This window comes from Halostagnicola sp. A-GB9-2, from assembly GCF_030068615.1.
Classification (GTDB): domain Archaea; phylum Halobacteriota; class Halobacteria; order Halobacteriales; family Natrialbaceae; genus Halostagnicola.
Window position 1 is genome coordinate 1 of the sequence record NZ_JASJOC010000009.1, and the last position, 24,035, is coordinate 24,035.

General features: G+C 61.1%; 30 protein-coding genes. 23 read left to right on the top strand and 7 right to left on the bottom strand.

Annotation, left to right across the window (positions count from 1 at the left end; translation table 11 throughout):
* The coding region (gene grxC / locus QNM96_RS17565) for a glutaredoxin 3 (RefSeq protein ID WP_283837976.1) at nt 1–930 on the bottom strand (930 nt) is incomplete at its 3' end.
* Between the two features lie 129 nt (nt 931–1,059).
* On the opposite strand from grxC, the gene QNM96_RS17570 reads away from it, so the two are divergent.
* The 4 genes from QNM96_RS17570 (at nt 1,060) to QNM96_RS17585 (ending at nt 3,651) form a co-directional block, all read left to right on the top strand.
* Nucleotides 1,060–1,344 (top strand): DUF357 domain-containing protein, encoded by a 285-nt coding sequence (locus QNM96_RS17570; RefSeq protein ID WP_283837978.1) that lies wholly within the window; start codon nt 1,060–1,062, stop codon nt 1,342–1,344.
* A 511-nt stretch (nt 1,345–1,855) separates the two neighbouring features.
* Complete coding sequence (locus tag QNM96_RS17575) at nt 1,856–2,830, top strand: transcription initiation factor IIB (protein WP_283837979.1); 975 nt, start codon at nt 1,856–1,858, stop codon at nt 2,828–2,830.
* Between the two features lie 135 nt (nt 2,831–2,965).
* A complete protein-coding gene (locus QNM96_RS17580) occupies nt 2,966–3,145 on the top strand; it encodes a hypothetical protein (RefSeq protein WP_283837980.1) in 180 nt (59 codons plus the stop codon).
* 269 nt (nt 3,146–3,414) lie between these two features.
* Nucleotides 3,415–3,651 carry a UPF0058 family protein gene (locus QNM96_RS17585; RefSeq protein ID WP_283837981.1) on the top strand — a complete coding sequence of 79 codons (237 nt, stop codon included), beginning with the start codon at nt 3,415–3,417 and terminating at the stop codon, nt 3,649–3,651.
* A gap of 441 nt (nt 3,652–4,092) precedes the next feature.
* Here the strand turns inward: QNM96_RS17585 and QNM96_RS17590 are convergent, their stop codons facing one another.
* Nucleotides 4,093–4,638, bottom strand: coding sequence for a DUF555 domain-containing protein (locus QNM96_RS17590; RefSeq protein ID WP_283837983.1), 546 nt, complete (start codon nt 4,636–4,638; stop codon nt 4,093–4,095).
* Nucleotides 4,639–4,901: 263 nt separating this feature from the next.
* Between QNM96_RS17590 and QNM96_RS17595 the strand changes: the two genes are divergently transcribed.
* Nucleotides 4,902–5,831 (top strand): DNA glycosylase, encoded by a 930-nt coding sequence (locus QNM96_RS17595; protein WP_283837984.1) that lies wholly within the window; start codon nt 4,902–4,904, stop codon nt 5,829–5,831.
* A 151-nt stretch (nt 5,832–5,982) separates the two neighbouring features.
* Here the strand turns inward: QNM96_RS17595 and QNM96_RS17600 are convergent, their stop codons facing one another.
* Nucleotides 5,983–6,243 (bottom strand): hypothetical protein, encoded by a 261-nt coding sequence (locus tag QNM96_RS17600; RefSeq protein WP_283837986.1) that lies wholly within the window; start codon nt 6,241–6,243, stop codon nt 5,983–5,985.
* A 37-nt stretch (nt 6,244–6,280) separates the two neighbouring features.
* The gene (locus QNM96_RS17605; protein WP_283837988.1) at nt 6,281–7,285 is read right to left on the bottom strand and encodes an mRNA cleavage and polyadenylation specificity factor-like protein; all 1,005 of its coding nucleotides are present in this window, start codon (nt 7,283–7,285) and stop codon (nt 6,281–6,283) included.
* Nucleotides 7,286–7,519: 234 nt separating this feature from the next.
* Between QNM96_RS17605 and QNM96_RS17610 the strand changes: the two genes are divergently transcribed.
* From QNM96_RS17610 to QNM96_RS17635, 6 genes are all read left to right on the top strand, one after another.
* Nucleotides 7,520–8,701: an anion permease gene (locus QNM96_RS17610; RefSeq protein WP_283837989.1), complete on the top strand. Its 1,182-nt coding sequence runs from the start codon at nt 7,520–7,522 to the stop codon at nt 8,699–8,701.
* Between the two features lie 40 nt (nt 8,702–8,741).
* Nucleotides 8,742–9,170: a universal stress protein gene (locus QNM96_RS17615; RefSeq protein WP_283837990.1), complete on the top strand. Its 429-nt coding sequence runs from the start codon at nt 8,742–8,744 to the stop codon at nt 9,168–9,170.
* A 117-nt stretch (nt 9,171–9,287) separates the two neighbouring features.
* Entirely contained in the window at nt 9,288–9,566 is a 279-nt protein-coding gene (locus QNM96_RS17620) for an acylphosphatase (protein WP_283837991.1), read from the top strand.
* 15 nt (nt 9,567–9,581) lie between these two features.
* A complete protein-coding gene (locus QNM96_RS17625) occupies nt 9,582–10,004 on the top strand; it encodes a hypothetical protein (protein ID WP_283837993.1) in 423 nt (140 codons plus the stop codon).
* Nucleotides 10,005–10,142: 138 nt separating this feature from the next.
* On the top strand, nt 10,143–10,337 hold the full coding sequence (locus QNM96_RS17630; protein ID WP_283837994.1) for a hypothetical protein: 195 nt from the start codon (nt 10,143–10,145) through the stop codon (nt 10,335–10,337).
* A gap of 126 nt (nt 10,338–10,463) precedes the next feature.
* Entirely contained in the window at nt 10,464–11,186 is a 723-nt protein-coding gene (locus tag QNM96_RS17635; RefSeq protein ID WP_283837995.1) for a fumarylacetoacetate hydrolase family protein, read from the top strand.
* Nucleotides 11,187–11,319: 133 nt separating this feature from the next.
* On the opposite strand, the gene QNM96_RS17640 is transcribed toward QNM96_RS17635, so the two are convergent.
* A complete protein-coding gene (locus QNM96_RS17640) occupies nt 11,320–11,754 on the bottom strand; it encodes a hypothetical protein (protein WP_283837996.1) in 435 nt (144 codons plus the stop codon).
* Nucleotides 11,755–11,957: 203 nt separating this feature from the next.
* On the opposite strand from QNM96_RS17640, the gene QNM96_RS17645 reads away from it, so the two are divergent.
* The 7 genes from QNM96_RS17645 to cruF all read left to right on the top strand — a co-directional run bounded on the left by QNM96_RS17645 (nt 11,958) and on the right by cruF (nt 18,463).
* Nucleotides 11,958–12,491, top strand: coding sequence for a YkgJ family cysteine cluster protein (locus QNM96_RS17645; RefSeq protein WP_283837997.1), 534 nt, complete (start codon nt 11,958–11,960; stop codon nt 12,489–12,491).
* A gap of 102 nt (nt 12,492–12,593) precedes the next feature.
* Nucleotides 12,594–13,706 carry an NAD(P)-dependent alcohol dehydrogenase gene (locus QNM96_RS17650; RefSeq protein WP_283837998.1) on the top strand — a complete coding sequence of 371 codons (1,113 nt, stop codon included), beginning with the start codon at nt 12,594–12,596 and terminating at the stop codon, nt 13,704–13,706.
* A gap of 141 nt (nt 13,707–13,847) precedes the next feature.
* On the top strand, nt 13,848–14,132 hold the full coding sequence (locus QNM96_RS17655; RefSeq protein WP_082146691.1) for a translation initiation factor eIF-1A: 285 nt from the start codon (nt 13,848–13,850) through the stop codon (nt 14,130–14,132).
* Nucleotides 14,133–14,610: 478 nt separating this feature from the next.
* A complete protein-coding gene (locus QNM96_RS17660; protein ID WP_283838001.1) occupies nt 14,611–14,958 on the top strand; it encodes a hypothetical protein in 348 nt (115 codons plus the stop codon).
* A gap of 99 nt (nt 14,959–15,057) precedes the next feature.
* Complete coding sequence (gene crtI / locus QNM96_RS17665; RefSeq protein WP_283838002.1) at nt 15,058–16,596, top strand: phytoene desaturase family protein; 1,539 nt, start codon at nt 15,058–15,060, stop codon at nt 16,594–16,596.
* Nucleotides 16,597–16,707: 111 nt separating this feature from the next.
* Complete coding sequence (locus tag QNM96_RS17670) at nt 16,708–17,616, top strand: prenyltransferase (RefSeq protein WP_283838004.1); 909 nt, start codon at nt 16,708–16,710, stop codon at nt 17,614–17,616.
* Entirely contained in the window at nt 17,609–18,463 is an 855-nt protein-coding gene (cruF, locus tag QNM96_RS17675; protein WP_283838006.1) for a bisanhydrobacterioruberin hydratase, read from the top strand. Before QNM96_RS17670 ends, cruF begins: the two co-directional genes overlap by 8 nt.
* A gap of 117 nt (nt 18,464–18,580) precedes the next feature.
* Here the strand turns inward: cruF and QNM96_RS17680 are convergent, their stop codons facing one another.
* Nucleotides 18,581–19,531: a phytoene/squalene synthase family protein gene (locus tag QNM96_RS17680; RefSeq protein WP_283838007.1), complete on the bottom strand. Its 951-nt coding sequence runs from the start codon at nt 19,529–19,531 to the stop codon at nt 18,581–18,583.
* Between the two features lie 237 nt (nt 19,532–19,768).
* Nucleotides 19,769–20,998: a TIGR00300 family protein gene (locus QNM96_RS17685; protein ID WP_283838146.1), complete on the bottom strand. Its 1,230-nt coding sequence runs from the start codon at nt 20,996–20,998 to the stop codon at nt 19,769–19,771.
* A 142-nt stretch (nt 20,999–21,140) separates the two neighbouring features.
* On the opposite strand from QNM96_RS17685, the gene QNM96_RS17690 reads away from it, so the two are divergent.
* From QNM96_RS17690 to QNM96_RS17710, 5 genes are all read left to right on the top strand, one after another.
* Complete coding sequence (locus tag QNM96_RS17690) at nt 21,141–21,932, top strand: hypothetical protein (RefSeq protein ID WP_283838009.1); 792 nt, start codon at nt 21,141–21,143, stop codon at nt 21,930–21,932.
* Between the two features lie 54 nt (nt 21,933–21,986).
* On the top strand, nt 21,987–22,148 hold the full coding sequence (locus tag QNM96_RS17695) for a hypothetical protein (protein ID WP_283838011.1): 162 nt from the start codon (nt 21,987–21,989) through the stop codon (nt 22,146–22,148).
* A 128-nt stretch (nt 22,149–22,276) separates the two neighbouring features.
* A complete protein-coding gene (gene msrB / locus QNM96_RS17700) occupies nt 22,277–22,720 on the top strand; it encodes a peptide-methionine (R)-S-oxide reductase MsrB (RefSeq protein WP_283838012.1) in 444 nt (147 codons plus the stop codon).
* A gap of 87 nt (nt 22,721–22,807) precedes the next feature.
* Nucleotides 22,808–23,014 (top strand): DUF2196 domain-containing protein, encoded by a 207-nt coding sequence (locus QNM96_RS17705; RefSeq protein ID WP_283838013.1) that lies wholly within the window; start codon nt 22,808–22,810, stop codon nt 23,012–23,014.
* 87 nt (nt 23,015–23,101) lie between these two features.
* Nucleotides 23,102–23,956 (top strand): YihY/virulence factor BrkB family protein, encoded by an 855-nt coding sequence (locus tag QNM96_RS17710; RefSeq protein WP_283838147.1) that lies wholly within the window; start codon nt 23,102–23,104, stop codon nt 23,954–23,956.
* Nucleotides 23,957–24,035: the final 79 nt, after the last annotated feature.

The following is a 24,035-nucleotide window of genomic DNA, read 5'->3' on the forward strand; positions in this document are numbered from 1 at the left end:
TTGCTCGGCGCGGAACTCCTCACGTCGGTGGGCGATGTAGACGGTGTCAGCGAACTTGGTAAGGAAGGAGGCTTCCTCCATGGCGGCGTCGCCGCCGCCGACGACGAGCATGTCCTCGTCGCGGAAGAACGCCCCGTCGCAGGTCGCACACGTCGAGAGGCCGTAGCCCATGAGTTCGTCCTCGCCGGGAATGCCAAGCGTCCGCGCGCTCGCACCCGAAGCGGCGATTACGGCGTCGGCCGTGTAGACGTCGCCGTTGGTCAACTCGACCCGGAACGGCCTGCTCGAGGCGTCGACGTCGGCGATGATGCCGTTTTTCAGCTCGGCACCGAACTGTTTGGCCTGCTCTTTCATGTTGTTGACCAGTTCGGGGCCGCCGATGCCGTCGGGGAAGCCGGGATAGTTCGCAACGTCGGTGGTCAGGGTCAACTGGCCGCCGGGTTCGTCGCCCTCGATAACCAGCGGGTCGTTGTCGCCGCGGCCGGCGTAAATCGCCGCCGTCAACCCGGCGATGCCCGTTCCGGCGATGATGAGTTTCCGGTGTTCGACGCCGTCTGCGGCTTCGCCGTCCTCTCGCGGGCTTTGCCCGCTTGAGTGGTTCGCGGAACTCCGTTCCGCACTATCTCCGTTTCGATGTCCCTTCGGCACATCGCCAGTCTCGGTTTCGATTCCCAGTTTCTCGTCGAGTTCGCCGGTTTCGTTGAGCGCGCTGGTGTCGTCCCAGCCGCCGATCAGTTCGTCGTCGATGAACACTTCGGGTGCCGTCTTGCGTCCGTCGGCGCGCTCGATCATCTCCTCGAAAAGCTCCTCATCACCCGTAACGTTGTAGGTCTCGTACTCGACGCCCTTCGCATCGAAGAGGTCCTTTGCCTTCTCACAATACGGGCAGTTCTCCTTGGTGTAGATCTCGACTCGAGGCTCGTCGCTCATACGGTACCGTTGGGACACAACGCCTAAAACGCCTTCTGTTTCCCAGCTTTTCCGGTCTCATCTCTCTTCGCCACCGGCGGTCGGGACGACGCACTTACGGACTCGAGACCCGATAGCTACGCCATATCGATGACCGCAGATCTCGAGGAAAAGACGAACCGGTATGGCGAACTACTGGCCGAAGCGCTAGCGGAAGCGACCGTCGCCCCGCCGGAGGGGACACCGATGGCCGAGGCTGCGGCCGAGTGCTACGAGATGGCCGAATCCTACCTCGAGGACGGCACCCACTTTCGCGAGCAGGACGACCTCGTCAACGCCCTGGCCTCGTTTTCCTACGGCCACGCCTGGCTCGACGCCGGTGCTCGAGTCGGCCTGTTCGACGTTCCGACGGAGGGACATCTCTTTACCGTCTGAGGTGGATGGTACCGTGTGTGATGCGTAGTACCTGGAAAATCCAAACCGGCAGGGACGTTTCCCTGTCGCCGAGTCAGGGGAGTCCATTCGGCGTATTCCAGAGACAGCGCTCAGGTAACGGGTATCGGAGACGAAATCCACACAATCGGTACGGAGACGGTACTCATGTGTTGAAATCAGTCGCTTCTGCCGGCCGTTCCCAGTCGGTGGGAGCGACGGCGGTTACTTACCTATAGACCGAACGAAGTTCGTACTACGGTGAGTTCGAACGTGAGTCAACGCACACTTGGCGCGGACCGACATCGTTATATCCACCAGGTTGATTGTCTCCCCCGAAACGATCACGTTTGATCACTATATAGGCGAAACCTATATAACCAAATCGCCGATCAGTTTATAAAGTAGGCAAAAGCTTTATAAACTCTTCGGCCTTACACTATGTTAGCTGCGACGACCGGGTTTTCTTCTGGTTCCCCCACCCGGGAGTCCCAAGTAACTAACTCGATACACCATGACTGATACATCAATCCGAACGTACTCACGCGAAAGTGAGACCGAAGAGGAAACGAGTACGAACGCCGAAGAACAGGAGCGCTGTCCGGAGTGTGGTGGACGGGTCGTCTCCGATGCCGAACACGCCGAGACCGTCTGTGAGGATTGTGGACTCGTCGTCGAAGAAGACGAGATCGACCGCGGTCCGGAGTGGCGAGCGTTCGACGCCGCCGAGAAAGACGAGAAGTCCCGCGTCGGTGCCCCGACCACGAACATGATGCACGATCAGGGGCTCTCGACGAACATCGGCTGGCAGGACAAAGACGCCTACGGGAACTCTCTGAGTTCCCGCCAGCGCCAGAAGATGCAGCGCCTGCGCACCTGGAACGAACGCTTCCGAACGCGTGACTCCAAGGAGCGAAACCTGAAACAGGCACTCGGCGAGATCGACCGGATGGCCAGCGCCATCGGCCTCCCGGAGAACGTCCGCGAAACGGCGTCGGTCATCTACCGACGCGCGCTCGAGGAGGACCTCCTCCCCGGACGCTCGATCGAGGGGGTCGCGACCTCCTCGCTGTACGCCGCCGCTCGACAGGCCGGCACGCCGCGAAGCCTCGACGAGATTTCGGCCGTCAGCCGCGTCGACAAGATGGAGTTAACGCGAACCTACCGGTACGTCATCCGGGAGCTCGGCCTCGAGGTGCAGCCGGCCGATCCGGAACAGTACGTTCCCCGGTTTGCCAGCGGACTCGACCTCTCCGAGGAGACCGAACGGATGGCTCGAGAACTACTCGACGCCGCCCGCGAGGAAGGCGTCCACAGCGGGAAATCTCCTGTTGGACTCGCCGCCGCATCGGTCTATGCCGCGGCATTGCTGACCAACGAGAAGGTCACCCAGAACGAGGTCAGCGAAGTCGCGAACATCTCGGAAGTAACGATCCGCAACCGTTACAAGGAACTGCTCGAGGCCTCGGACACGGCGACACCGGCCTAAGACGACGATCCGATCGATCGATGCCGTCGGTAGCGAACCGAACTTTTCCCGTTCGAAATCGACCTCGTAGCAGAAATATTGTTGCGTCGACATAGCCGAGGAAGTTTTTTCACCCTCGGTGTGCAATACCATGCCATGGACGAGACGTCGATCCAATTGTTGTGTCCTGAATGTACGAAAGATTGGCAGCGAACACCGACTGACCTTCCCAACTCTTCGGAGCTCTTTCATTGCCCGAACTGTCACGCCTCGAGACAGACCTCGGAGTTTACTCGAACCGACCGCGATCTCCGGACGCTCAAACAGTTAGGATAGAGAGTCGTCTCGACTGGACGATGGGCCACTGGCCATCCGTCACCGTCGCCGACGAGTGGCCCGGCCGCAGTGTCCGTGAAACGGTCGGTGAGTGAAGCCGATTAAGACCTTCCTAATCGGCTTTTCGCGACTCTTGCTGAGAGTTTTGGTGAATTCACCTCAACCCGGAATCGTCCAGTATGGAAGACAGCAACTACGCGGACAGGCCCAGTGTGTTAACGTCCCTCAAGATAATAATATAACCCTGCAGTGGTTAGAATTGCATGGTTATGAAGAAACAGGAGCTCATTCACCTTCACGGCCTTCTTGCCGAAGTATCGAACCAGTGTGCCGCGTGGGAAGACTGTCAAATTAACCTTGACGAATACGAATCGCTTGGTATTCGGCCGACATCAATCCACAAATCAAAGACAGACCACAAGGCCGCTGTTTTCGCAATCGCAGGGGGAATCACGTACAACATGCGTGAGGAAGAACAAGAAGCAGTCGCTGCAACCGCAGACTGAAGACACGTCGACTCCTCTGAAACTAACTACTCTAGTGACAACGCTGGTGACACTGGTTCTGAGTTCCAATCTCGTTCCGATCAGTATCCTCTTGTTCCGATAAGTATCCGCCTGTTATCACACAATATCTCTTTGTGGTTGCCCGTTTCGTATAATCGTTCCAGGGGCGACTGAACCGCTCGCTGTGCTGATATGGGTCTCCTACTCGCTTAATATCGTCCTTTTCTTGCTCATCGTTGTTCCGTTCGAACGGTTTCGAATTACCGACGCTGGATCTGGTCGGTAACACAGTATTTCGGACGAGCGTTCAATACCAACGAAACGTTTTGTGTCGTTTCACGCCCCCTCGACGCTTTGGTTTTCTCCAGTTTGTCACAGGACTGAGTCCCCCAATATCACTAGAATTTCACGACGGAACCGTTTCGACGGCGACCCGAAAAATTACTCGAGCAGCTCTTCGAACTCGGGCAGAACGTCGTCGTCTGCAGCCGCGTCGACTTCGGCGTCGCTCGACTCGTCGTCGTCCTCGGGAACTGGCTCGTCCGTCTCTTCGTCGTCGCTCGTTTGTGCGGTCTCGTCGTCCGCTAATGCGTCTTCATCCGCCGGCGTTTCGTCGTCGACCGCTTCGCTCTCTTCGTCTTCCTCGTCATCGTCCTCGATCACCTCGACGTGGAGAACCTCGAGCGGAATGTTCTCGAGTCGCTGACCGATCTCCTTGCGGGCGATCCGGGAGGCGTGTTCCTCGCGTTCGACGTTAAACACGGTCATCTCGAGTTCCAGCGCGACGAGCGCTTCGTCGGCGGCGATGAAGGCGGGCTCGAGTTCCTCCCCGGAGGGGGACGTCCGCGTCCCCATGTTGATTTCGACGTAATTCAGATCAGGGTTCAACATCTCACCGGTCTTCGAGATCCCGATTCGAATGGCCTCGTTCTCCGTCTCGACGTCGTATACGGGCACGGCGGCCTCGACGACAACCCTGCAGTTCATATCGTGATATTGTATAGCCAACAGTATGAAGCTTCGCCCCACGCAAGTCGACTGAGAACCGCCCGCGGCGGAGTTCGCCACAGATCGTACGGTGTCGTCGTGACGTGGCGAGACTGTCTGCCACCTGCGTCCTCACACACTCGTTCAGTTCGTCGCGCCCGAGTCAGTTTCCCGTCTCGTCGGAATCGATGCCCGTTCGAATCGCTCGTCGTAACCGACATCGCTTCGAAAGGCCCAAGCCGTCGCTACCGAATTGCGAGGCAATGGAAACGGGAACGATCCCGATCGCGGAGTGTTCCGGTGGATTCGATCTGTATCGAACGCTCGAGAGCGGACAGAGCTACCTCTGGCGGCGCGAAGACGGCGAGATGTACAACGACGACGCCGAACCTGGTCCCGGCCACGACCGCTGGTATTCGACCGTCGTCGACGGCGACGTCATCCGCGTTCGACGCCGCGGCGGCGATCAACCGGGGGCGGCCGACAATTCGAGCGCCGGCGTCCTCGAGTGGGAGGCGAGCGACGACCGCGAACCGACGATCCGCCGCCTGCTTCGGCTCGACGACGACCTCGAGTCGATCGTCGAATCGGCACCGGCAGACCCGTTCCTCGAGGAGGCCTACGAGGCCTACCGCGGCCTCCGACTGGTCGAGGATCCGCCGTTCGGAACCCTAATCTCGTTTATCTGCTCGGCCCAGATGCGAGTCAGCCGAATTCACGGGATGGTCTCGACGCTCGCCCGAACCTACGGTGACGAGATCGAGTTCGACGGCGAAACCTATCACGCGTTCCCGCGGCCCGAACAGCTCGCGTCATCAACCGAAGCCGAACTGCGCGACCTCGGACTCGGCTATCGCGCCCCCTACGTCGTTCGAACGGCCGAAATGGTTGCGAACGGCGACGGCCATCCGGCGGACGCACGCGACCTTGAGTACGAGGACGCTCGCGACCATCTCACCCAGTTCGTCGGTGTCGGGGACAAGGTTGCGGACTGCGTTCTCCTGTTTTCGCTCGGGTTCGACGAAGCCGTCCCGCTCGACACCTGGATCAAGACCGCGATTGCCGACTACTATCCCGACTGCGACTGCGGGAACTACGCTGAAACCTCTCGAGCTATTCGGGAACGTTTCGGCGGGAAATACGCCGGCTACGCCCAGACGTACGTCTTTCATTACCTCAGAACTGGTGAGTGATCTCGGGTGGAGCGCTTCGGATAGTTTCCCTCGAGACGAGGCCATCCTACCGTCTCGAGCGAGCGCTGGAGGACACTTCCAAGGTATCCGACAGGGTGTCCCTTTCTATAGCGCTGAATCCGTAGTCCTCACCGTCCGAACAGTCACCGTCTCACCTGTCTTTTCCGTCTCGATAATCGTCCCTGCCGGCAATCGCCCAGTACGCCTGCGAGAGGATCGTGATTGCAAATATCGCGCCGAGGACGCCGGTCACGACGAGCGCTTCCGTTCGACCGATGAGAACCGCGGTCAACCCGTACGCGACGCCGAGAAACAGGATCGAGCCGGCGACGAGTTCGAGCAACTCCCGAATATCGGCTCGAGAACTCGAGACGTCGAGAAACTCCTCCTCGAGTCGTTCGATCGGTCCCATCAGCGAAACAGCACCTGATTACGATCGAGGAGCATCATCAGCAGAACTCCTCGAGGGTCGTCTGATTTCGCTTCAGTGGCCGTGCTCGATAGCCGTAATTCGTCTCGAGGACGTCGGCGAACGCCTCATCGAAGCCGTGGTTCGTGTAGACGACGTCGGGGTCGACCGCTTCGACGGTCTCGATGAGCTCGTCGTAGTCGCAGTGGTCGGTGAGCGGGAAGGTAACGTCGTAGTTGCCGCGATACAGGAAGCCGTCGTCGACGGCCCAGCCCGAGAATCCGGCTTTGTGCCCGCTGACCGCTTCGACCGTGCGTTCGACCCAGTCGGCTCTGGCCTGGTTCGACGGGAGCACGACGATTTCGTCGCTTAGATCCCGTAACTCGCCGTCTCCGTAGGATCGAGCCGAAAACGAGAGGGAAGTGGCCGCTTCGATAGCGCGGTTGACGCGGTCGATCGATTCGGAGACGAGGAGTTCGCGATCCGAGACCTCGCTCGCGAGCCACTGGAGCTTTTGGGCCCGTCCGAGGGAGTAGCCAAACAGGAACAACGGTCGGTCGGCGGTATCTGTGATCCAGTCGCGGATTTGCGCCTCGAGTTCGGCTTGATCTGGAAACCGGTATTTTGGAAGCCCGTAGGTCGTCTCCATCACCAGCACGTCGGCCTCGATAGCGTCGGGATCGAACCCCTCGAGATAGGCCCGATCGCGGATCGAAAAGTCGCCCGTGTAACAGTAACGTCGACCGGACGCGTCCTCAAACAGGGCCGCTCGAGAGCCGACGACGTGGCCCGCCGGGACGAGGTCGATCGCCGGCGTCGACTCGACGAACGCGAACTCGGCTCCCGAGCGTGCCTTGGCGATTTCGGCCGTCTCGGCCGAGCAAACGATCGTTTCCGGTGAGCTGGTCGTCGATCCGAACGTGTGATCGGCGTGGGCGTGGCTCACGATATTGACGTCACCGACGGCACTCCGCGCGTCGGCGACGACGTGTGGCTCGCCCTCGAAGTGAATGCCGTCGCGATGTCGAACCGTCACTACGTCCACAGACGGGCTCGAGCATCCTTGCCTTGTCGATTTGTTGGTTCTCGAGACTCCATGTTCTCGAGCAGTCGGCCAGAAATCGTGTACTCGCCAGAAATCGCGTACCCGTCAGAAATCGTGTTCACTGCGGATAGGAACTGAGCGGCGTTAGTCTGTTAGAAACTGATCGATAGGTTATGGAAATGGTTCGGAAAAGGTCCAATACTTACTTCACTGATACAGTCGTATTTTCTGACGATGGTCGAAACTCTTCTGCTGATTGGGATCGTCGCCTCGGTGTTCGTCGGAGTCAACATTGGTGGGTCATCGACCGGGATCACGTGGGGACCGTCCGTCGGTGCCGGAATCGTCAAGAAGACAACTGCGGCGGCCGTCATGACCGTCTTCGTCTTTCTCGGCGGAATAACCGTCGGGCAAAACGTGATGGAGACACTCAGTGAAGGCATTATTACGACCGATCTGACGCTGGCTGCGGGGGTTGCCGTCCTCTTCTTTATCGGATTGGGCATTCTCGTCGCCAACATCTTCGGTGTGCCCGTTCCGACATCGATGACGACCGTCGGTGCGATCGCGGGACTCGGATTGGCGACCGGGACCCTCAACTACGTGACCATGGCGGAGATCATCACCTGGTGGATCGTCACTCCGATCATCGGGTTCTGGGTCGGCGGGGTCATCGGGCGATATCTCTATCCGGCGGTCAATCAGCGGGTCGATATCAAGAAATCCGAGGGCCCGCTCCTGATTCTTGACCGACAGGGAACGGTTCCGACGCCCGCGTTCGGTCCGAACACGACCTGGCGGGAACTCGGTACCACGACAGTCGTCCTTATTATCGGGTGTTACATGGCGTTTAGCGCTGGGGCGAGCAACGTTCCGAACGCCGCTGCGCCGCTCGTCGGCGAAGCCGGGCTGGAAGTGACGAACGCAGTCATTATCGCGACGATTGCGATCGGTATCGGTGGGTTCACCATCGCTCGGCGAACGATGGATTCCGTCGGTGGTGAGCTGAGTGACATTCCACTACTCGCAGCGCTTTTTGTCATGGTGACCGCGTCGTCGATCACGACCGCCCTTTCGTACATCGGCATCCCAATCAGCCTCGTGATGGCAACGGTGATGACGATCGTCGGCATCGGCTGGGGTCGGGCGACTCGGCCGATCACCTTCCGCGAAGCCGTCAGTCGCGACAGCGAGGGTGAGGACCGTGAAATCGAATTGGGTGCGATCGTCACCGAAGAACAAAAAGACGAACCGACACCGCCGATCGGCGAGGCAGAAACCGAAGAAGTGCTTCACGGAAGTGATCTATTCAACCCACAGGCGGTGATCAAGTATGTCTCGATGTGGATCATCGGCCCGTCGATGTCGACGATACTGGCCTACGGGTTCTTTGTTCTCGTCCCAGGGGTCACCTGACGGAGGGAAACTTACGTCCCTGGTTGCTGTATCTCGAGACATGCTTTCGAGCATTCTCGTCCCGATGGACGACTCCGAACCGGCCGGTCACGCCCTAAAATACGCGCTTGAAAACCACCCTGACGCCGAGGTCACCGTCCTCCACGTCGTCGGCGCCCCATCGATGATGATGGGCGACGCGGTGGGTCTCACGCTTGAAGACGACATCAGCGAGGCCGCCGCCGAACGCGCCGAACCCGTCTTCGATCGCGCTCGCGAGATCGCCGACGACCTGGACCGGGGGATCGAGACGATCGTCAGCGTGGGTCATCCGGCTCGGAACGTCCTCGATCGCGCCGACGATTACGACACGATTGTGATCGGGGCTCACGGTTCGGACCGGAGCCGCGCGTCGCACCGATTTCTCGTCGGTAACGTCGCTGAGACGGTATCAAAGCGGTCGTCGGTGCCGGTAACGATCGTTCGCTGAGCTTCGGTCGGCCCGTACGGTTCGAAGCCGTCTTCGGCGGACTCTTCGATTCTCCAAAACCCGTTACGTATCCGAAAGAGAGCCGGACTTTTACCCCTCGCTCGCCTCCCATCCAACATGACAGATCGAACTCGAGTGCACGTGTTCGTCTCCGGAACCGTCCAGGGCGTCTACTATCGGGCGACGACTCGAGACACGGCTCGAGACGCCGGGGTCGACGGTTGGGTGAAGAACTTGAAGGACGGGCGCGTCGAGGCGGTGTTCGAGGGCCCCGAGGACGCCGTCGCGTCGATGGTCGAGTGGTGTCACGAGGGAAGTCCTGCCGCGGACGTCAGCGACGTGCAGGCCGAGTTCGAAGAACCCCAGGACGAAGACGGGTTCGAAATTCGGTACTAACGCAACCGATCCACCATGTCCGATTCAGAGCCGTCGTCGATCCGTTCGCTCGCCGTCGCCGCCGAGGACGTCCTCGACGCGGCGATCTACACTCGAGAAAATCCCGGCACCGCCGTCCTTCGAGCGACGCCGCCGTTTCACGGCCGGATGCGCGCCCGGCTACACGTGTTTCACGATCCGGAGGCTCGAGTGCCCGACGCGATTCACGTAGCGCCGGCCGATCTCCTCGAGGACGAGGTTCTCGAGGCCTACCCCACATTCGGCGAGCAACTCGAGAAGACGGACGGGACCGATCCGGATCGGGTCGGGGAACGACGAGAACGGGAACTCAAAGCCTGGCGCGACCGCGCCGCGGACGCGATCTGCGAGTCGGTCACAGTCGAGGAGGGCCACGGCGAGGGCCGGAAACACCGCGTCGACGTGAAGCGACTCGGCTGAGACTCACCGCTCGAGAACGGAGCCGCGATAGGCGGAGAAGACGGAACCCCCGTTCGACGGCGACACCTCCTCCGTCCCGTACTTTCACTTTCACCGTGGACGGATCGCTTTCACGTACTATCGCTCCAACTGACTGGTATGAACCAACTCGTAAAGCAGTTCGACGACGAACCGAGCGACCGAGAATCGGTAGTGGACTCCGACAGGCCGCGGATCGACGTCAGCGACCTGCAAGCGAAAGGCGTCGAGGAGTTCGTCCGGACGAACGTGAGCACGGATCGCGTCTCGCTCGAACACCGCGGGTCGCACACCTATCTCGTCGTCGAAGAGTGATTCTCGCCGTCCGGAAGTCGCTGTCGCCGTCGAGAAGCAACTCTCGGATTCGCCGGGGGAACGTTCGTTCCGCGCTCGTTTCGGAAAACCGGTACGACTACCCTACCGCGCTCTCGAGTACCACGCATGCGAATCGCACGGCTCGCGACTCCGGACGGACCGGTCGCTGGACGGTACGAAGACGGCGTGATACATGCAGACGACGGCGAGTACGAGGTGGGCATCGACGGCTCGTTGCTCCCGCCGTCTGTCCCCGACGTGCTGTACTGCGTCGGTCGGAATTACACGGCGACGCTCGAGCAGATGGCGTACGAACGCCCCGATGAACCGGACTTTTTCATCAAGCCACCGACGGCGTTGCTCGGCCACGAACAGCCGATTCCGTACCCCTCGTTTACCGACGAACTGACCTACGCGGGCGAGCTCGCGGCCGTCATCGACGTGCGCTGTCGGAACCTCGAGCCTTCGGAAGTCAACGATGTTGTCCGAGGCTATACGATCATGAACGATATGGACGCGCTCGACCAGGCCGGGCGCAGTGCACGCAAGGCGTTTGACAACTCCGGCCCGCTCGGACCATGGCTCGAGACTGATCTCGACCCGACGGGGATCGATATGTGGACGGACGTTGCGGGCGAACGTCGACAGGAAGCGAACACGGAACTGATGCTGTTCGATCCGTACGAAATCATCTCGCATCTTTCCGAGCGCGTCACGTTCGAACCCGGCGATGTCGTCGCCTTTGGCAGTCCGGCGAATCCGGGGCTGGTCGAACCCGGCGATACCGTCGAGATAACCTACGAGGGAGTCGGCACGCTGCGGAACACCGTCGTGGACTCGAGTGAGTAGCTAACTTCGGCGTGCGCGAGCGTAGCTCGTGTACTCCTCGGACAGCTCACTCCTCGGACAACCCGATTCCAGCGCTGCTAAGTGACAGCTGGTCTCGTTTTCCTCCGTTGTCCGCCGGAGCAGCCGATACGGATTAGGGCGACAGATTCGAGCCGGAACCGACGCTCGAGGAAAGGAACTGTTGGGTCTCGAGTCCCGTCTGGTACCGTTGGACGATCTCTGACTGGTGGTTCGGACAGGCCATAAGCATGATTGCGCCGTCCTGAACCGGGATGAGAGGCCGAGCCGAGCTGTGGGGTGCGAGCCGACAGCCAGGACAACTGATCCCGCCGGCGGGATGGTGATCCAGGAGATCGGCCGTGTCCTCGCTCGTCAGCCCGCAGACCGAACTGAACCGCTCTACGTGCTCCGCACAGCCGATCGCGGGGATCGTAAGCTGATCCAGAAGCAGAAACGAAACGGCCTGCCGGCTCTCGGATTCGAAAGCGGCCCGACACGCCTCACAGTGGACGGCTGGACGGCCCTCGGAAGACTCCGGGGGTGCTCGAATTCTGCTGGAGACATTCATGATATCGACGGATTGCCAGACGGGCAAGTCATGGGATTGCAGCAGGTCGGGCGAGATCGAACGGTGCCCGCTCTCGGCCCTCTCCGGTTCGTCCTAGTTCTGCACGAATACCGTCCGATCGAGCGAACCTGTCGCGAACTCTCTCGCTCGAGTCCCGAAGACGTGGAGAAAGGCACTTCCGAACGCACCTCATTTCCTCGAGTGTGAGTACCGACACGTCGAACGAGCGAGGAACCGGCCCGCAACGAATCGAGGTCTACGACGGTCGAGAGGCGATCGTTGAGTTCGATCCCGACCTCACGTTCGAGTGTGTCGAGGACTGTACCTGGTGTTGTCACCACGGCGTCTTGCTCTACGACCGAGATTTGATCGAGCTCGCCGCTCGAGCGAACCTCTCGGAGACGACGACCGACTTTCGGGGCGAGAAGTTCGTCACTCGCGAGCAAAAAGATCGCGAGGAACACGTCGACGAGGACGGCAACGCCTGTGCGTTCCTCCGGGAGGACGGCCTCTGTTCGCTCCACCTCGAGGAGGACTGGAAACCCACGCGCTGTTCGGTCTTTCCGCTGGGCGTCTGGCTCGAGGACGGCGACCTCCACGTCGACATCCGCGATTCGGCACACGACCACTGCGAGGGGTTAAACGTCAGCGACCGGCGCGTTATCGAGAATCTCGAGGCGTTTCTTCCGGAAGTGTTGTGGGACCTCGAGAACCCGGATTCCGAACGAGTCCTGTGATCGACGGCGGTGTGTCTCGCGAATTAGTCCCTTTTGATCGGCTCAGACCTTGTGTAATTGTTCATAACGTACTTGGCAGTTCCCGTGGTACGTGATACCGTTATGCAGATTGATGCAGCAGTCGTTAACGAAGAAGGGGGCGCATTCGATATCGAGGGTGTCGAACTCGAGGAGCCACAGGACAACGAAGTGCTGGTTCGGATCGTCGGCGCCGGCGTCTGCCACACGGATCTGATCGTTAGGGATCAGCTGTATCCGACGCCGTTGCCGGCGGTACTCGGCCACGAAGGGTCCGGCGTGGTCGAGTCGGTCGGGGACGGCGTCGCGGCCGTCGAGCCGGGAGACCGAGTCGTCCTGAGCTTCGATTACGACGAGGAGTGTTCCAGCTGTCGCGACGGCCACCCGGCTTACTGCGAGGACTTCTTCGCCCACAACTTCGGCGGCGCACGACCCGAAGACGGAACGTCGCCGCTCTCTCAGGACGGCGAGACCGTGAGCGGGCGCTTTTTCGGACAGTCGTCGTTCGCGACGCACGCGATCGCGACCGAACGGAACGTCGTTCCCGTCGAGGACGACGTTCCGCTCGAGTTGCTCGGGCCGCTCGGCTGCGGGATCCAGACCGGTGCGGGTGCGGTCATCAACTCCCTGGCACCCGAAACCGGCTCTTCGATCGCCATCTTCGGTGCGGGTTCGGTCGGCCTCTCGGCGGTGATGGCCGCGGAGATCGAGGGCTGTACGGACATCGTCTCGGTCGAATTGAAGGACAACCGTCGCGAGTTGGCCGCGGATCTCGGCGCGACTGAAACCGTCGATCCGGCGTCGGTCGACGACGCAGTCAAAGCGGTACGCGAACTGACCGACGGTGGAGTCGATTACGCGCTCGAGACGACCGGCGTTCCCGAGGTGGCCGAACAGACGATCGCCGCGCTCACCCAGCGGGGGACTGTGGGAATCGTCGGTGCCCCGGCGCTCGGGACCGAGGCGAGCTTCGACGTCAACGATCTCATCCTTAACGGGCGATCGATTACCGGAATCGTCGAGGGCGATTCGAACCCGAAGCAGTTTATTCCCGACCTCATCGAACTTTACCGCCAGGGGAAGTTCCCGTTCGACGAACTCGTTACCTATTACGAGTTCGACGAGATCGAAGAGGCGGTTGAGGCTTCGGAGAACGGGGAGACGATCAAGCCGGTACTTCGTGTCGGTGAGACATAATATAAAAATTGTTAACTTCTTGTTTTAGCTCGAAACAACTCTGTACTGACTATCTCGACGAGCTGGGAAATTGTGTGGTGGTGAGTGTCACGATAACGTGCGACTCAAATGATTTAACTGTCGGCCGACCGTATCGCTAGTGTGACTGAAGATACAGGGCGGCGGAACCTCCGCATGCCTAACAACGATGAGGTGTTCGCTGTCGTTACCGAACATCTCGGTGGAAACCACGTCCGGCTTCGCTGCCAGGATGGTGAAGAGCGTCTCGGCCGGATCCCTGGCCGCATGAAGTACCGGACCTGGATTAACGAGGACGATATCGTCGTCGCGGAACCGTGGGACTGGCAGGACGAGAAGGCGACCATCGAATGGCGTTACTCCGGACAGGACGCCGATCAGCTCCGTCGCGAAGGCCACATCGACTAATCGATTTATTGCGTCCGTGGTCACACACGGAAGCTTCTTAGCCTCGAGAGACCTCTATCTCCCTCCTTCGATTCGCCGTTTGCTTTCTGGATCTGCCTCGACCGACAGTCGAATAGCTGTGTGCATGATATTGTCTCCCACAGGTTTATATAGGAGCCGCCCATACGTAGATATACCGCCGGTCGATAGCAAGTCCGGTGACAGACGTGCAGTGTGTCGCATGTTGAATACCGAACATACCGACACGGGTCGCGCATCCTCGTGGGAGTAGAGACGTGGCGAGGACTTGAGCTTCCTATTCGCGCGACCCTCTTTTCGATTTCTTGGGTGTCCGTTGACGCGCTACTGGTTGATATCGACGGGTAGTCCGTTCCGTCGGCGAGCGGCCGTCGGTTGGCTCTTGCGTCATATAATTGTCTCTTGAGCCACGGTATCGCGAACCCGGAACCGTTATTCGACGAGCTACTGCTTTCCGTATATGGCAGACGATATTTCGCTGGACGGCCGAACGCTCGCCGGCGTCGCGAACGACGACGAGGGAGAAGTCGGCGCGGATACGCGCTTTCACTTTGAGCAAACGGGAGACCGGATTTACGCGAGCTATTCGGGAGGAGCGGTCGTGGACGGTCACCTGGTCGGGACGTTCGACGGGGATCAGTGGGATATCCGATACGCGCAGATCAATGCGGACGGCGAGACGGCGACCGGCCACTCGGTCGGCGACGTCGAACTGCTCGAGGACGGGCGCATCAGAGTCGAAGACGAGTGGAAGTGGGAATCAAAGCCCGGCAGTGGAGAGTCGGTCCTCGAAGAAGTGCTCGAGTGACGGCGCCGACGGGTCACCGCGACTCTCCGGTGTTTCGTTCAGGAAACCCTACGTATGTGTGACCTACCCTTATCAACCAGTCTATACTATCTATTCCCAATGAACCCGTTGGCTGGCGAGTCCGTGGTCGTCGTCGGTGGTGGTGTCGGCGGGCTGTCGACGGCCTGTTACCTCGCGGATGCAGGGGCCGATGTCCGCGTTCTCGAGAAGAACGAACAGTTCGGCGGCCGGGCGTCGGTGCTCGAAAAAGACGGCTTCCGGTTCGATATGGGTCCGTCGTGGTACCTGATGCCCGACGTCTTCGAGCGCTTTTTCGGGAAGTTCGATCGAACGCCGACGGACTACTACGAACTCACCCACCTCGATCCGCATTATCGGATCTTCTTCAAGGACGGCAACGAGGTGGACATCACGCCGGAGCTTGCAGAGACGAAAGCACTCTTCGAATCCTACGAGGACGGCGCGGGCGAGGCGTTAGAACGCTACCTCGAGAAATCTCGAGAGAACTACGAGGTCGGGATGAAACACTTCGTCTACAAAGACCGAACGCGCTTGCGGGACTACCTCGACCTCGACGTCGCCCGGCAGGCCCGCGGGCTCTCCCTGTTGGGGACGATGCAAGGGCACGTCGAGGACTACTTCGACCATCCGAAGCTCCAGCAGATCATGCAGTACACGCTGGTGTTTCTCGGCGGCTCTCCGAACAATACCCCCGCGCTGTACAACCTGATGAGTCACGTCGATTTCAACCTCGGCGTCTGGTACCCCGAAAACGGGCTCGGCGGGGTGATGGACGGGCTCGTCGAACTCGGTCGGGAACTCGGCGTCACCTACGAAACGAATCGCCCAGTAACAGCGATCAAGGGACGCCGCGGCGCGTTTCTGGTCGAGGCTGAGCCGCAGGGAACGGAATCGAACTCGGTCGCCGAGACACTCGAGGCAGATGGCACACCCGGCACGTTCGAGGCGGATCTCGTGGTGAGCAACGCGGATTACGCACACACCGAACGGGAACTGCTCACGGCCGAACAGCGGGGGTACGACGCCAACTACTGGGAGTCCCGAACGTACGCGCCCTCCGCGTTCTTGCTCTATCTCGGTGTCGAGGGTGACATCGACGAACTCGCCCACCACACGCTGGTCCTCCCGACGGACTGGGACCAGCACTTCGAGCAGATTTTCGACGACCCGGCCTGGCCCGACGATCCCGCCTACTACTGCTGTGTCCCCTCGGAAACGGACGACGATGTTGCCCCCGACGGCCACAGCGCCCTGTTCGTCCTCGTTCCGATCGCTCCGGGCCTCGAGGACACGCCCGAACGACGCGACCAGTACCGCGAGCAGGTGCTCGAGGATATCGCGGCGAACACGGGCGAAGAGCTCCGCGATCGGATCGTCCTCGAGGAACGGTTCAGCGTCGAGGATTTCGCGGACAGGTACAATAGCTATCGAGGAACGGCACTCGGGATGGCACACACGCTCCGTCAGACGGCGCTCTTTCGGCCGCCCCATCGGTCGAAAGCCGTCGACGGTCTCTATTTCACCGGCTCGTACACGACGCCCGGAATCGGCGTCCCGATGTGTCTCATCAGCGGCGAGTTGACGGCTGAGGCGGTACTCGAGGACTACGGCCGATAGCCCAGTCGAACGGGCATCGACGCTCATCGAATGCCGGAGACAGGACGACTAAACCGAACGCCGGAGATAGGACGACCAAAACCGAACGACGATTCGAAATGACAAACCGAGATGACGAACGACGATGAACTGGGCGGGAACGCCGAATCAACCCGCTTTGGAAGCCGTGACGGTTCGGGCGGCCCCGAGTCACAGCTTCGGTATCTCCTGGCGCTCTCGAGGCCGCGCTTCTGGCTGTACCTCGCGGGGCCGGTCCTCGTGGGAGTCGCCTACGCGGCGGAGTCGGTCGGCGACCTCGTTTCGGTATCGGTCGTCGTCCTGTTCGGCTACTTTCTGCTCCCGGCGAACGTGTTCCTGTACGGGATCAACGACATCTACGACCGGGACATCGACGCTGCAAATCCGAAAAAAGCGGACCAAGAAACCCGGTACGAAGGTCAGCGGATCGTCCCCGTCGCCGTCACCGGGTGTGCACTCCTTCCGCTGGTGTTCTTCCCGACGCTTTCATCCGGGGCGTGGCCGTGGATCGTCCTGTTTCTCGCGCTGGGAGCCGCCTACAGCGCGCCGCCGCTTCGATTCAAAACGACGCCACTCCTCGATTCGCTTTCGAACGGCCTCTACATCGCCCCCGCCGGAGCGGCGTACGCGGCCGTTGCAGGGGGTCAACCGCCGCTTCTGGCGATTTTGGGCGGCTGGCTCTGGGCCATGGGCATGCACACCTTTTCGGCGATCCCCGACATCGAACCCGACAGAACGACCGGAATCCGGACGACCGCGACGGTGCTGGGCGAGAAACGGACCTACGCCTACTGCGGCGTCTGTTGGCTACTGGCCGCCATCGCTTTCGGCGCACTCGAGTATCGACTCGGACTCCTGATGCTCGTCTATCCGACGCTCGTCGTCGCCGTCGCAACCGCGAGCGTGGCCGTCGACCGAGCGTACTGGTGGTTCCCCGCGATAAACACCGTCGTCGGCACCGTTCTGACGATGGGCGGGCTTTGGGGGGTGTTTTATGGCTGAGGAAGCCGGGATGTCAGCGATGCGGGCGGCGACCCAGCGACGACTCGAGGAGATCATCCAGAACAACCGGTTTACGATCGCGGTGGTGTTTCCGATCGTCGGCGCGCTGACGCTACTCGCCAGTGCGGAGGGGATCCTTCCGGACCCGCTCGCGTACAACCCGCTGTTTATCCTGTTCGGGACGGCGGTCATGCGCTCGCCGCTCGTGGTCGGGTTGGGTCCCAGAATCGGCTGGCGGGCGCTCGGCCTGCTCGGCCTGTTGACGGCGTACACCTACGCGATCGAACTCGTCGGCGTCCGAACCGACTGGCCGTACGGAGCCTTCGAGTACACGATTCAGTTGGGCCCGATGCTCTTCGATGAGATCCCGATCGCCCTCCCGCTGTTCTTCGTCCCGCTCGTCCTCAACGCCTACCTGCTGACGTTGCTCGTGCTCGAGGAGGCCGCCGACAGCGCGCTCGTTCGCCTGCTCGTCGCTATCGCGGCGGTCGTCGCCGTCGACCTCGTACTCGACCCCGCCGCGGTCGCGATTGGCTTCTGGACGTTCGACCCTGCGGGCGTCTACTACGGCGTCCCCGTTTCGAACTACGCCGGCTGGATCCTTTCGGGGACCGTCGCGGTCGTCCTCGTCGATCTGGCGTTCGACCGATCAGCACTCCGGGCTCGAGTGGCCGACTGTGAGTTCATCCTCGACGATCTGGTGAGCTTCGTGTTGCTGTGGGGGACGATCAACGTTTTCTACGCGAACTGGCTCGCAGCCGGCGTCGCGCTCCTGTTCTGTGTCGCGCTCTTTCGGACCGAGCGCTACGACCTCGAGATGGTGACGTCGGCGGTTCCCGAGCGGTAGCGGGAGACTTTCTACTAGAAAGAGGCGAAGCTATCAGCTGCGCCGTTCGCTGATATCCTCTCAGGAGATGCCCGAGAACACGCAAATCGCCGGACCAACTCCCCCCACAGAACGACGTTAGTGTGTCGGAACGTTCTCCCCGTGGCCGGGGCCGCGGTGGCTGGTATCGCTCGGCGGCACGGCGGACACCCGCTGGAAGACGGCCTCCGGATCGCGGTTCCAGTGCCAGTGCCAGCGCGTCTTCGCCAGACACCACAGCTTTCGAGTCGTCGAGAGCGACGGTTCCTCGTTCAACACGTCGTAGTTTTGCGCCCGGATAACGGCGTGATGTTCCGCGTACAACACCGCCGCGAGCAACACCGGGAGCTGACAGTCCTTCGGAAGGTACCGGATCCCGGCTACGCCCTCGCGGTAGAGCCGTTCGGTTCGCTTCAGTTCCGACTGCATCACCGAGGCGAACGATTCGGAGAACTCGAGGTTCTCGACCTCCTGTTCGTCGACGCCGTGTTCGTCGAGACTCTCGAGCGGGAGGTAGATTCGATTGCGCTCAAGGACGTCCTCGCGAACGTCCCGCAAAAAGTTCGTCATCTGGAACGCTTCCCCGAGTTTCACCGCGTGGGGACGAGCGGTGTCGGCCTCGTCGGATTCCATGATCGCCGTCATCATCACGCCGACGGATGCGGCCGACCCACGCATGTACTCCTCAAGGTCGTCGTATCGTTCGTACCGGTTCGTCTCGATATCGGCCTTCATCGCGTCGATGAAGACATCGATCTCGCGATCGGCGATGTCGTAACGCTCACAGAGCTGTCGAAACGCGATGAGCACGTCGTCCTCGGGCGGTTCCTCGCCGAGGGCCTGCGCTCGGAGCGACTCGAGGCGAGCGGCCTGTTCCGCTGGCGGCGTGCCGTTCGCGTCGTCGACGACCTCGTCGGCGATTCGGAAGAACGCGTAGAGCACGTGCGTGGCGTGGCGAACCCGCTCCGGAAGAAATCGCGTCGCGAGATAGAACGTCTTTCCAGTTCGCTTCTGGATCGCCTTGCCGGCCTCGATGTGTTCCTGTTGCATTCTCTCTTTCTCCCCTGACTCGCGTTCGGGCTCTCCCGGTTGGCACCCGGCTCTCCTGGTTCGTCCCCAGTCTTCCCGGATTGCAACCCGTCGAGGATGGAGTTCGTACTACAGGAGGATATAAAATAGAAACCCCTCACCAGTTGGGGCCGACGGACGTTCCACTCGACGTGAACCGATGAGATGTACGCCCTCGACCCGACCGAGACTCGGACGACAATGGCGGTCAGGACCGATTCACTCCTCGAGCAGTTCCTCGGCCAACATCGGGGTGAACGTCCCGATATCCGTGACCATCCCGATCGCCTGGGCACTGCCGCGATCGAGCAGTTGCGTGACCGTTGCCGGGTTGATATCGACGCAGACGGTTTTCGTCGTCGAGGGAAGGCAGTTCCCTACGGCGACCGAGTGGAGCAACGTCGAGAGCATCAACACGAGATCTGCTTCGTGGGCTTGCTCGCGAATCGCGTCCTGGGCCTCGATAGCGTCGGTGATCGTATCCGGTAAGGGCCCGTCGTCGCGGATCGATCCCGCCAGCACGTAGGGAACGTCGTTCTGGATACACTGGTACATCACACCCTCCTCGACGATTCCTTCCTCGACGGCCGCTTCGATCCCGCCGACGCGGCCGATCTCGCTGATCGTGTAGATGTGGTGTTTGTGACCCTTGCGCGGATGCTCGAGGCTCTCCGTGTCGACGCCGAGTGAGGTCCCGTAGAGGTCCCGTTCGAGGTCGTGGACGGCGAAGCCGTTGCCTGCACTCAGCGCGTCGACGTACCCCTCGCGAACGAGATCCGCAAGGGCGTCCCGGCCGCCCGAGTGGACGATCGCCGGTCCGCAGACGACGAGGACGGTGCCGTCGTTCTCCCGAACCTCGCGCATCTCGTCTGCGATCTCCTCGATCAGCGAGGCGGAGGGGCGTTCGCTCGAGACGCCGCCTTGCATGAAGCCGAACGAACTCCCGCCGTTCCGTGGGCGCTCGGGCGGTTCGACCCTGATCCCTGTCTCGCCGGTGACGACAAGATCCCCTTCGTCGACTGCGTTGAGGACCTTCGTGTGGGCCGCGGGTCCGTCCTCGGTGCGCTCGACGACGAGCGCGCAGTCCATTTCGGGGTCCTCGACCTCGATCCACGCGCCGTCGACCCGGACGAACGTCGGATGGTTCGTGGTCGAGTAGAACTCCACCGGGACCACCTGATCGTCGGGCGCGGCCTCGAGCGTCGCGTCCCGTGGATCCGCAACAGTTGCCCCGTTTTGATTCAGTTCGTGGAGGATCGCCCGGAGATCCTCCTCTTCTTCCGCGATGACTCGCATGCGACAATAGGTCTCAGCGTGTTTATGCCGTCCGACGTTGAACTCCTCGACGTCGAACTCTCCGCCGAGATCCATCACGACCCCGAAACACCGGCCCATCGTCCCCGAGTCGATGATGTGGCCCTCGAGTTCGACCGTTCGCGTCACTGTCATTGCCGGTACTTCGTGGCCGGGCTTCGTCAATGTGTGCGTTCCCATACCGCGGTTCGATCGACCCGATCGGTCAGTCCCGTCTCGCGGCTCTCAACTGAGTAGTCCACAACTAACGAAGGCCGCTGGTGGGGAACAACGAGTGATGATCTCCGAGCAGGAACTGATCGAGAAGTGGCACACGCACGTGTTTCAATCCGTAGAAGACGACATCAGGGACCTGCTCGTCGCGTTCCCCGATCGTCGGAACCTATCGATCTCGTTCGAACAGTGTGGAACGGACTACCGCTTCACCGCGCCGTTACTGAGCGATCCCGATCGGACCCTCGAGGCCGGTCGAACGGCGCTTGCGCAGTTCGTCGATCAGCGGTTCGACGAACTCGAGACCAACCTCCGCGCGAACGAACGGCTCTACTTTCGCCTGCAGGACGTCCCGGACAGCGTCCGCTACCCGCTCACCTCGATCCGCTCGAGTCACCTGAACAGGCTTGTTACCGTCGCCGGAACGGTTCGCTCGCTCGAGTCGCCACAACCGCGGGTCGTGACGGCGGTCTTTGAGTGCGATCGGTGCGGCGAGGAGACGACGGTTCCACAGCACGATCGACGGCTTCGCGATACGGTCCGCTGTCAGGCCTGCCAAACCGGAACGTCGCTCAGACTCGTTCCCGACTACTGCGAGTACGTCGACGCGCAACTCGTTCAGTTGACCGACGGCGATCGAACGCTCCCCGTGTCGCTCGAGCACGACCTCACCGGGTCGGTCGAGGCCGGTGACCGCCTCGAACTCGTCACGATTCCGCGAGCGCGACTCGACAGCGAGACGACCAGAGCCGAAATCGAACTCGAGGCGGTTAGCCTCGATCGACTGCCCCTCGACGAGCACCCCGAAGGGACCGAATCGGCGGCTCCGGTCCCTGAAACCGATAACACGGTTTGACTTTCATTACTCGGTGGAAAAACCTCTATGCAAGTTCATACCATATCCTCGCGTATGGCTTACGAATCAGGGACGGTCACGCGGTCGCGCTGTTTGAACTGCGGGTTCGAAGCGGAGGGTGGCTCGACGGAGTGGCGACGACTCGAGGTGCCGAAACTCGGCCGGATGACCCAGTGTCCCGAGTGTAAGAGCACGAACGTCATCACCGGCAGATAGGCGGCTTCCACCGTCGGCAGGCAGTTTCGTTCGACGTTTCACTCGCCGGTCCCGCTCGAGGAACCTGCAAGCGCGACGGGCCGCGCTGGCCGGACAGACTCTTGAGTCTCTCGTCCCTAGAGGTGAGTATGGAACCTGAAACAGACGCGAGTTCGAGCGGCGAGGCCTCGAGCGAGAGCGGCCGCGTTCCGACGGAAAAGAGCGATGAGGAGTGGCGCGAGGAACTCACCGACGAAGCGTACGAGATTCTACGCGAGGCTGGAACGGAACCGGCATTCAGCGGCGAATACGTCGACCACAAGGCCGACGGAAGCTACGCCTGCGCCGGCTGCGGAGCAACTTTGTTCGAGTCGGAGACCAAGTTCGAGTCCGGTTGCGGCTGGCCCAGTTTCTACGACGTTGACGACGCGCGAGTGAAAACTCGAACGGATACCAGCCACGGAATGCGACGAACGGAGGTTCTCTGTGCGAACTGCGACGGCCACCTCGGTCACGTCTTCGAAGACGGCCCCGAACCGACGGGGAAACGGTTCTGTATCAATTCCGCGGCACTCGAGTTCGAGGACGAGTAGGGCCTTCGGATCGTCTGCTCAAACGGCGACGCCGAATATGCAGGCACCATGTTTTCGGACGGCTTTCTCGGACTCCTAGCTAGTCCAATGTCCTCCGAACGACCAACTGCCGAGGAACTCCGACAGGGAATGACCGTCGAAATCGTGCAGGAAGATACCGACATCGAATCCACCGACCAGGAGCCGATCCACGGCGAAGTCGGGACGATCTACGGCGACGATCCGGCGGGACCACACGTCAAACTCAAAAGCGGCATCGTCGGCCACGTCCAATCTGTCGCCGTCGACGAATAGGCGCGTCGGATGCGAGCGTCTGGTACGGACTCGAACAACTGCTTCTTCGAGACGAGGATATTTCGGTTCCGTCAGTGAAAGATGACTATGATCCCCTCGAGCATCCGGACACTCGCTACGGATGTCACGGCCGTCGCACGCGAACGCCAGATCAGCGTCAAGTCCGCCGGGTTGGCCTACCACGCGTTCAATACGCTCGTTCCCCTCGTTATCCTGTTGCTCGTCGCCGTCACCATACTCGAGTCGCTCGAGGTCGTCCTCGAAGCCCTCGAGACCGCGACCGGGCTCGAGGGAACGATCGGTCGAGACCAACTCGACGAAGCCGCCGGGGACGGTGCGAATCGAACGCGAGCGGCCCTGCTCGCGCTCGGCATCCTGCTCTGGAGCGCGGCTCGCCTGTTTCAGGCCGTAAACAGCGCGTTTACGGCAGTCTACGGCTCGAGGCAGTCCCAGTCGTCGATCAAAGCCGCCCTCTCTGCGTCGTTCGTGACGATTCTCTACGCGTTCTTGCTCACGGTTACCGTTGCGGTGGGCGTCGCGCTCGTCGGGTTCCTCGGCGTCAGCGTCTCGCTCTTTTTCGAGGGACCGCTCGCGATGGCGGCGAGCACGATCGCCCTGACGGGGCTGTTGTTCGTCCTGTTCGTCCCGATGTATTACGTGTTTCCCGAACCCGACGTTTCGATTCGCGAGGTGCTTCCCGGGACGGCGTTTGCCGCCGTAACGTGGTCGATTCTCGCCGTCGGCTTTCGCATCTACGTGTTGACCTCCGAGAGCGTCGCCCTGTTCGATATCGCGGGTGCGATCTTGCTGGTCCTGACGTGGGTCTACTTCGGCGGCCTCTGTTTGCTTCTGGGCGCGGTTCTCAACGCGGTGCTCGCCGGTCGCGTCGATCCCGACGACGGCTGGGTTCCGATGTCCGAGGAGTTGGCGAAGACGACCTGACCACAACTTTGGCCCGACTCGAGCTGTGATCCCCCGTCGAGATCGGTGGTTTCTATCCTCCCGAGCGCGTAGCAACGAC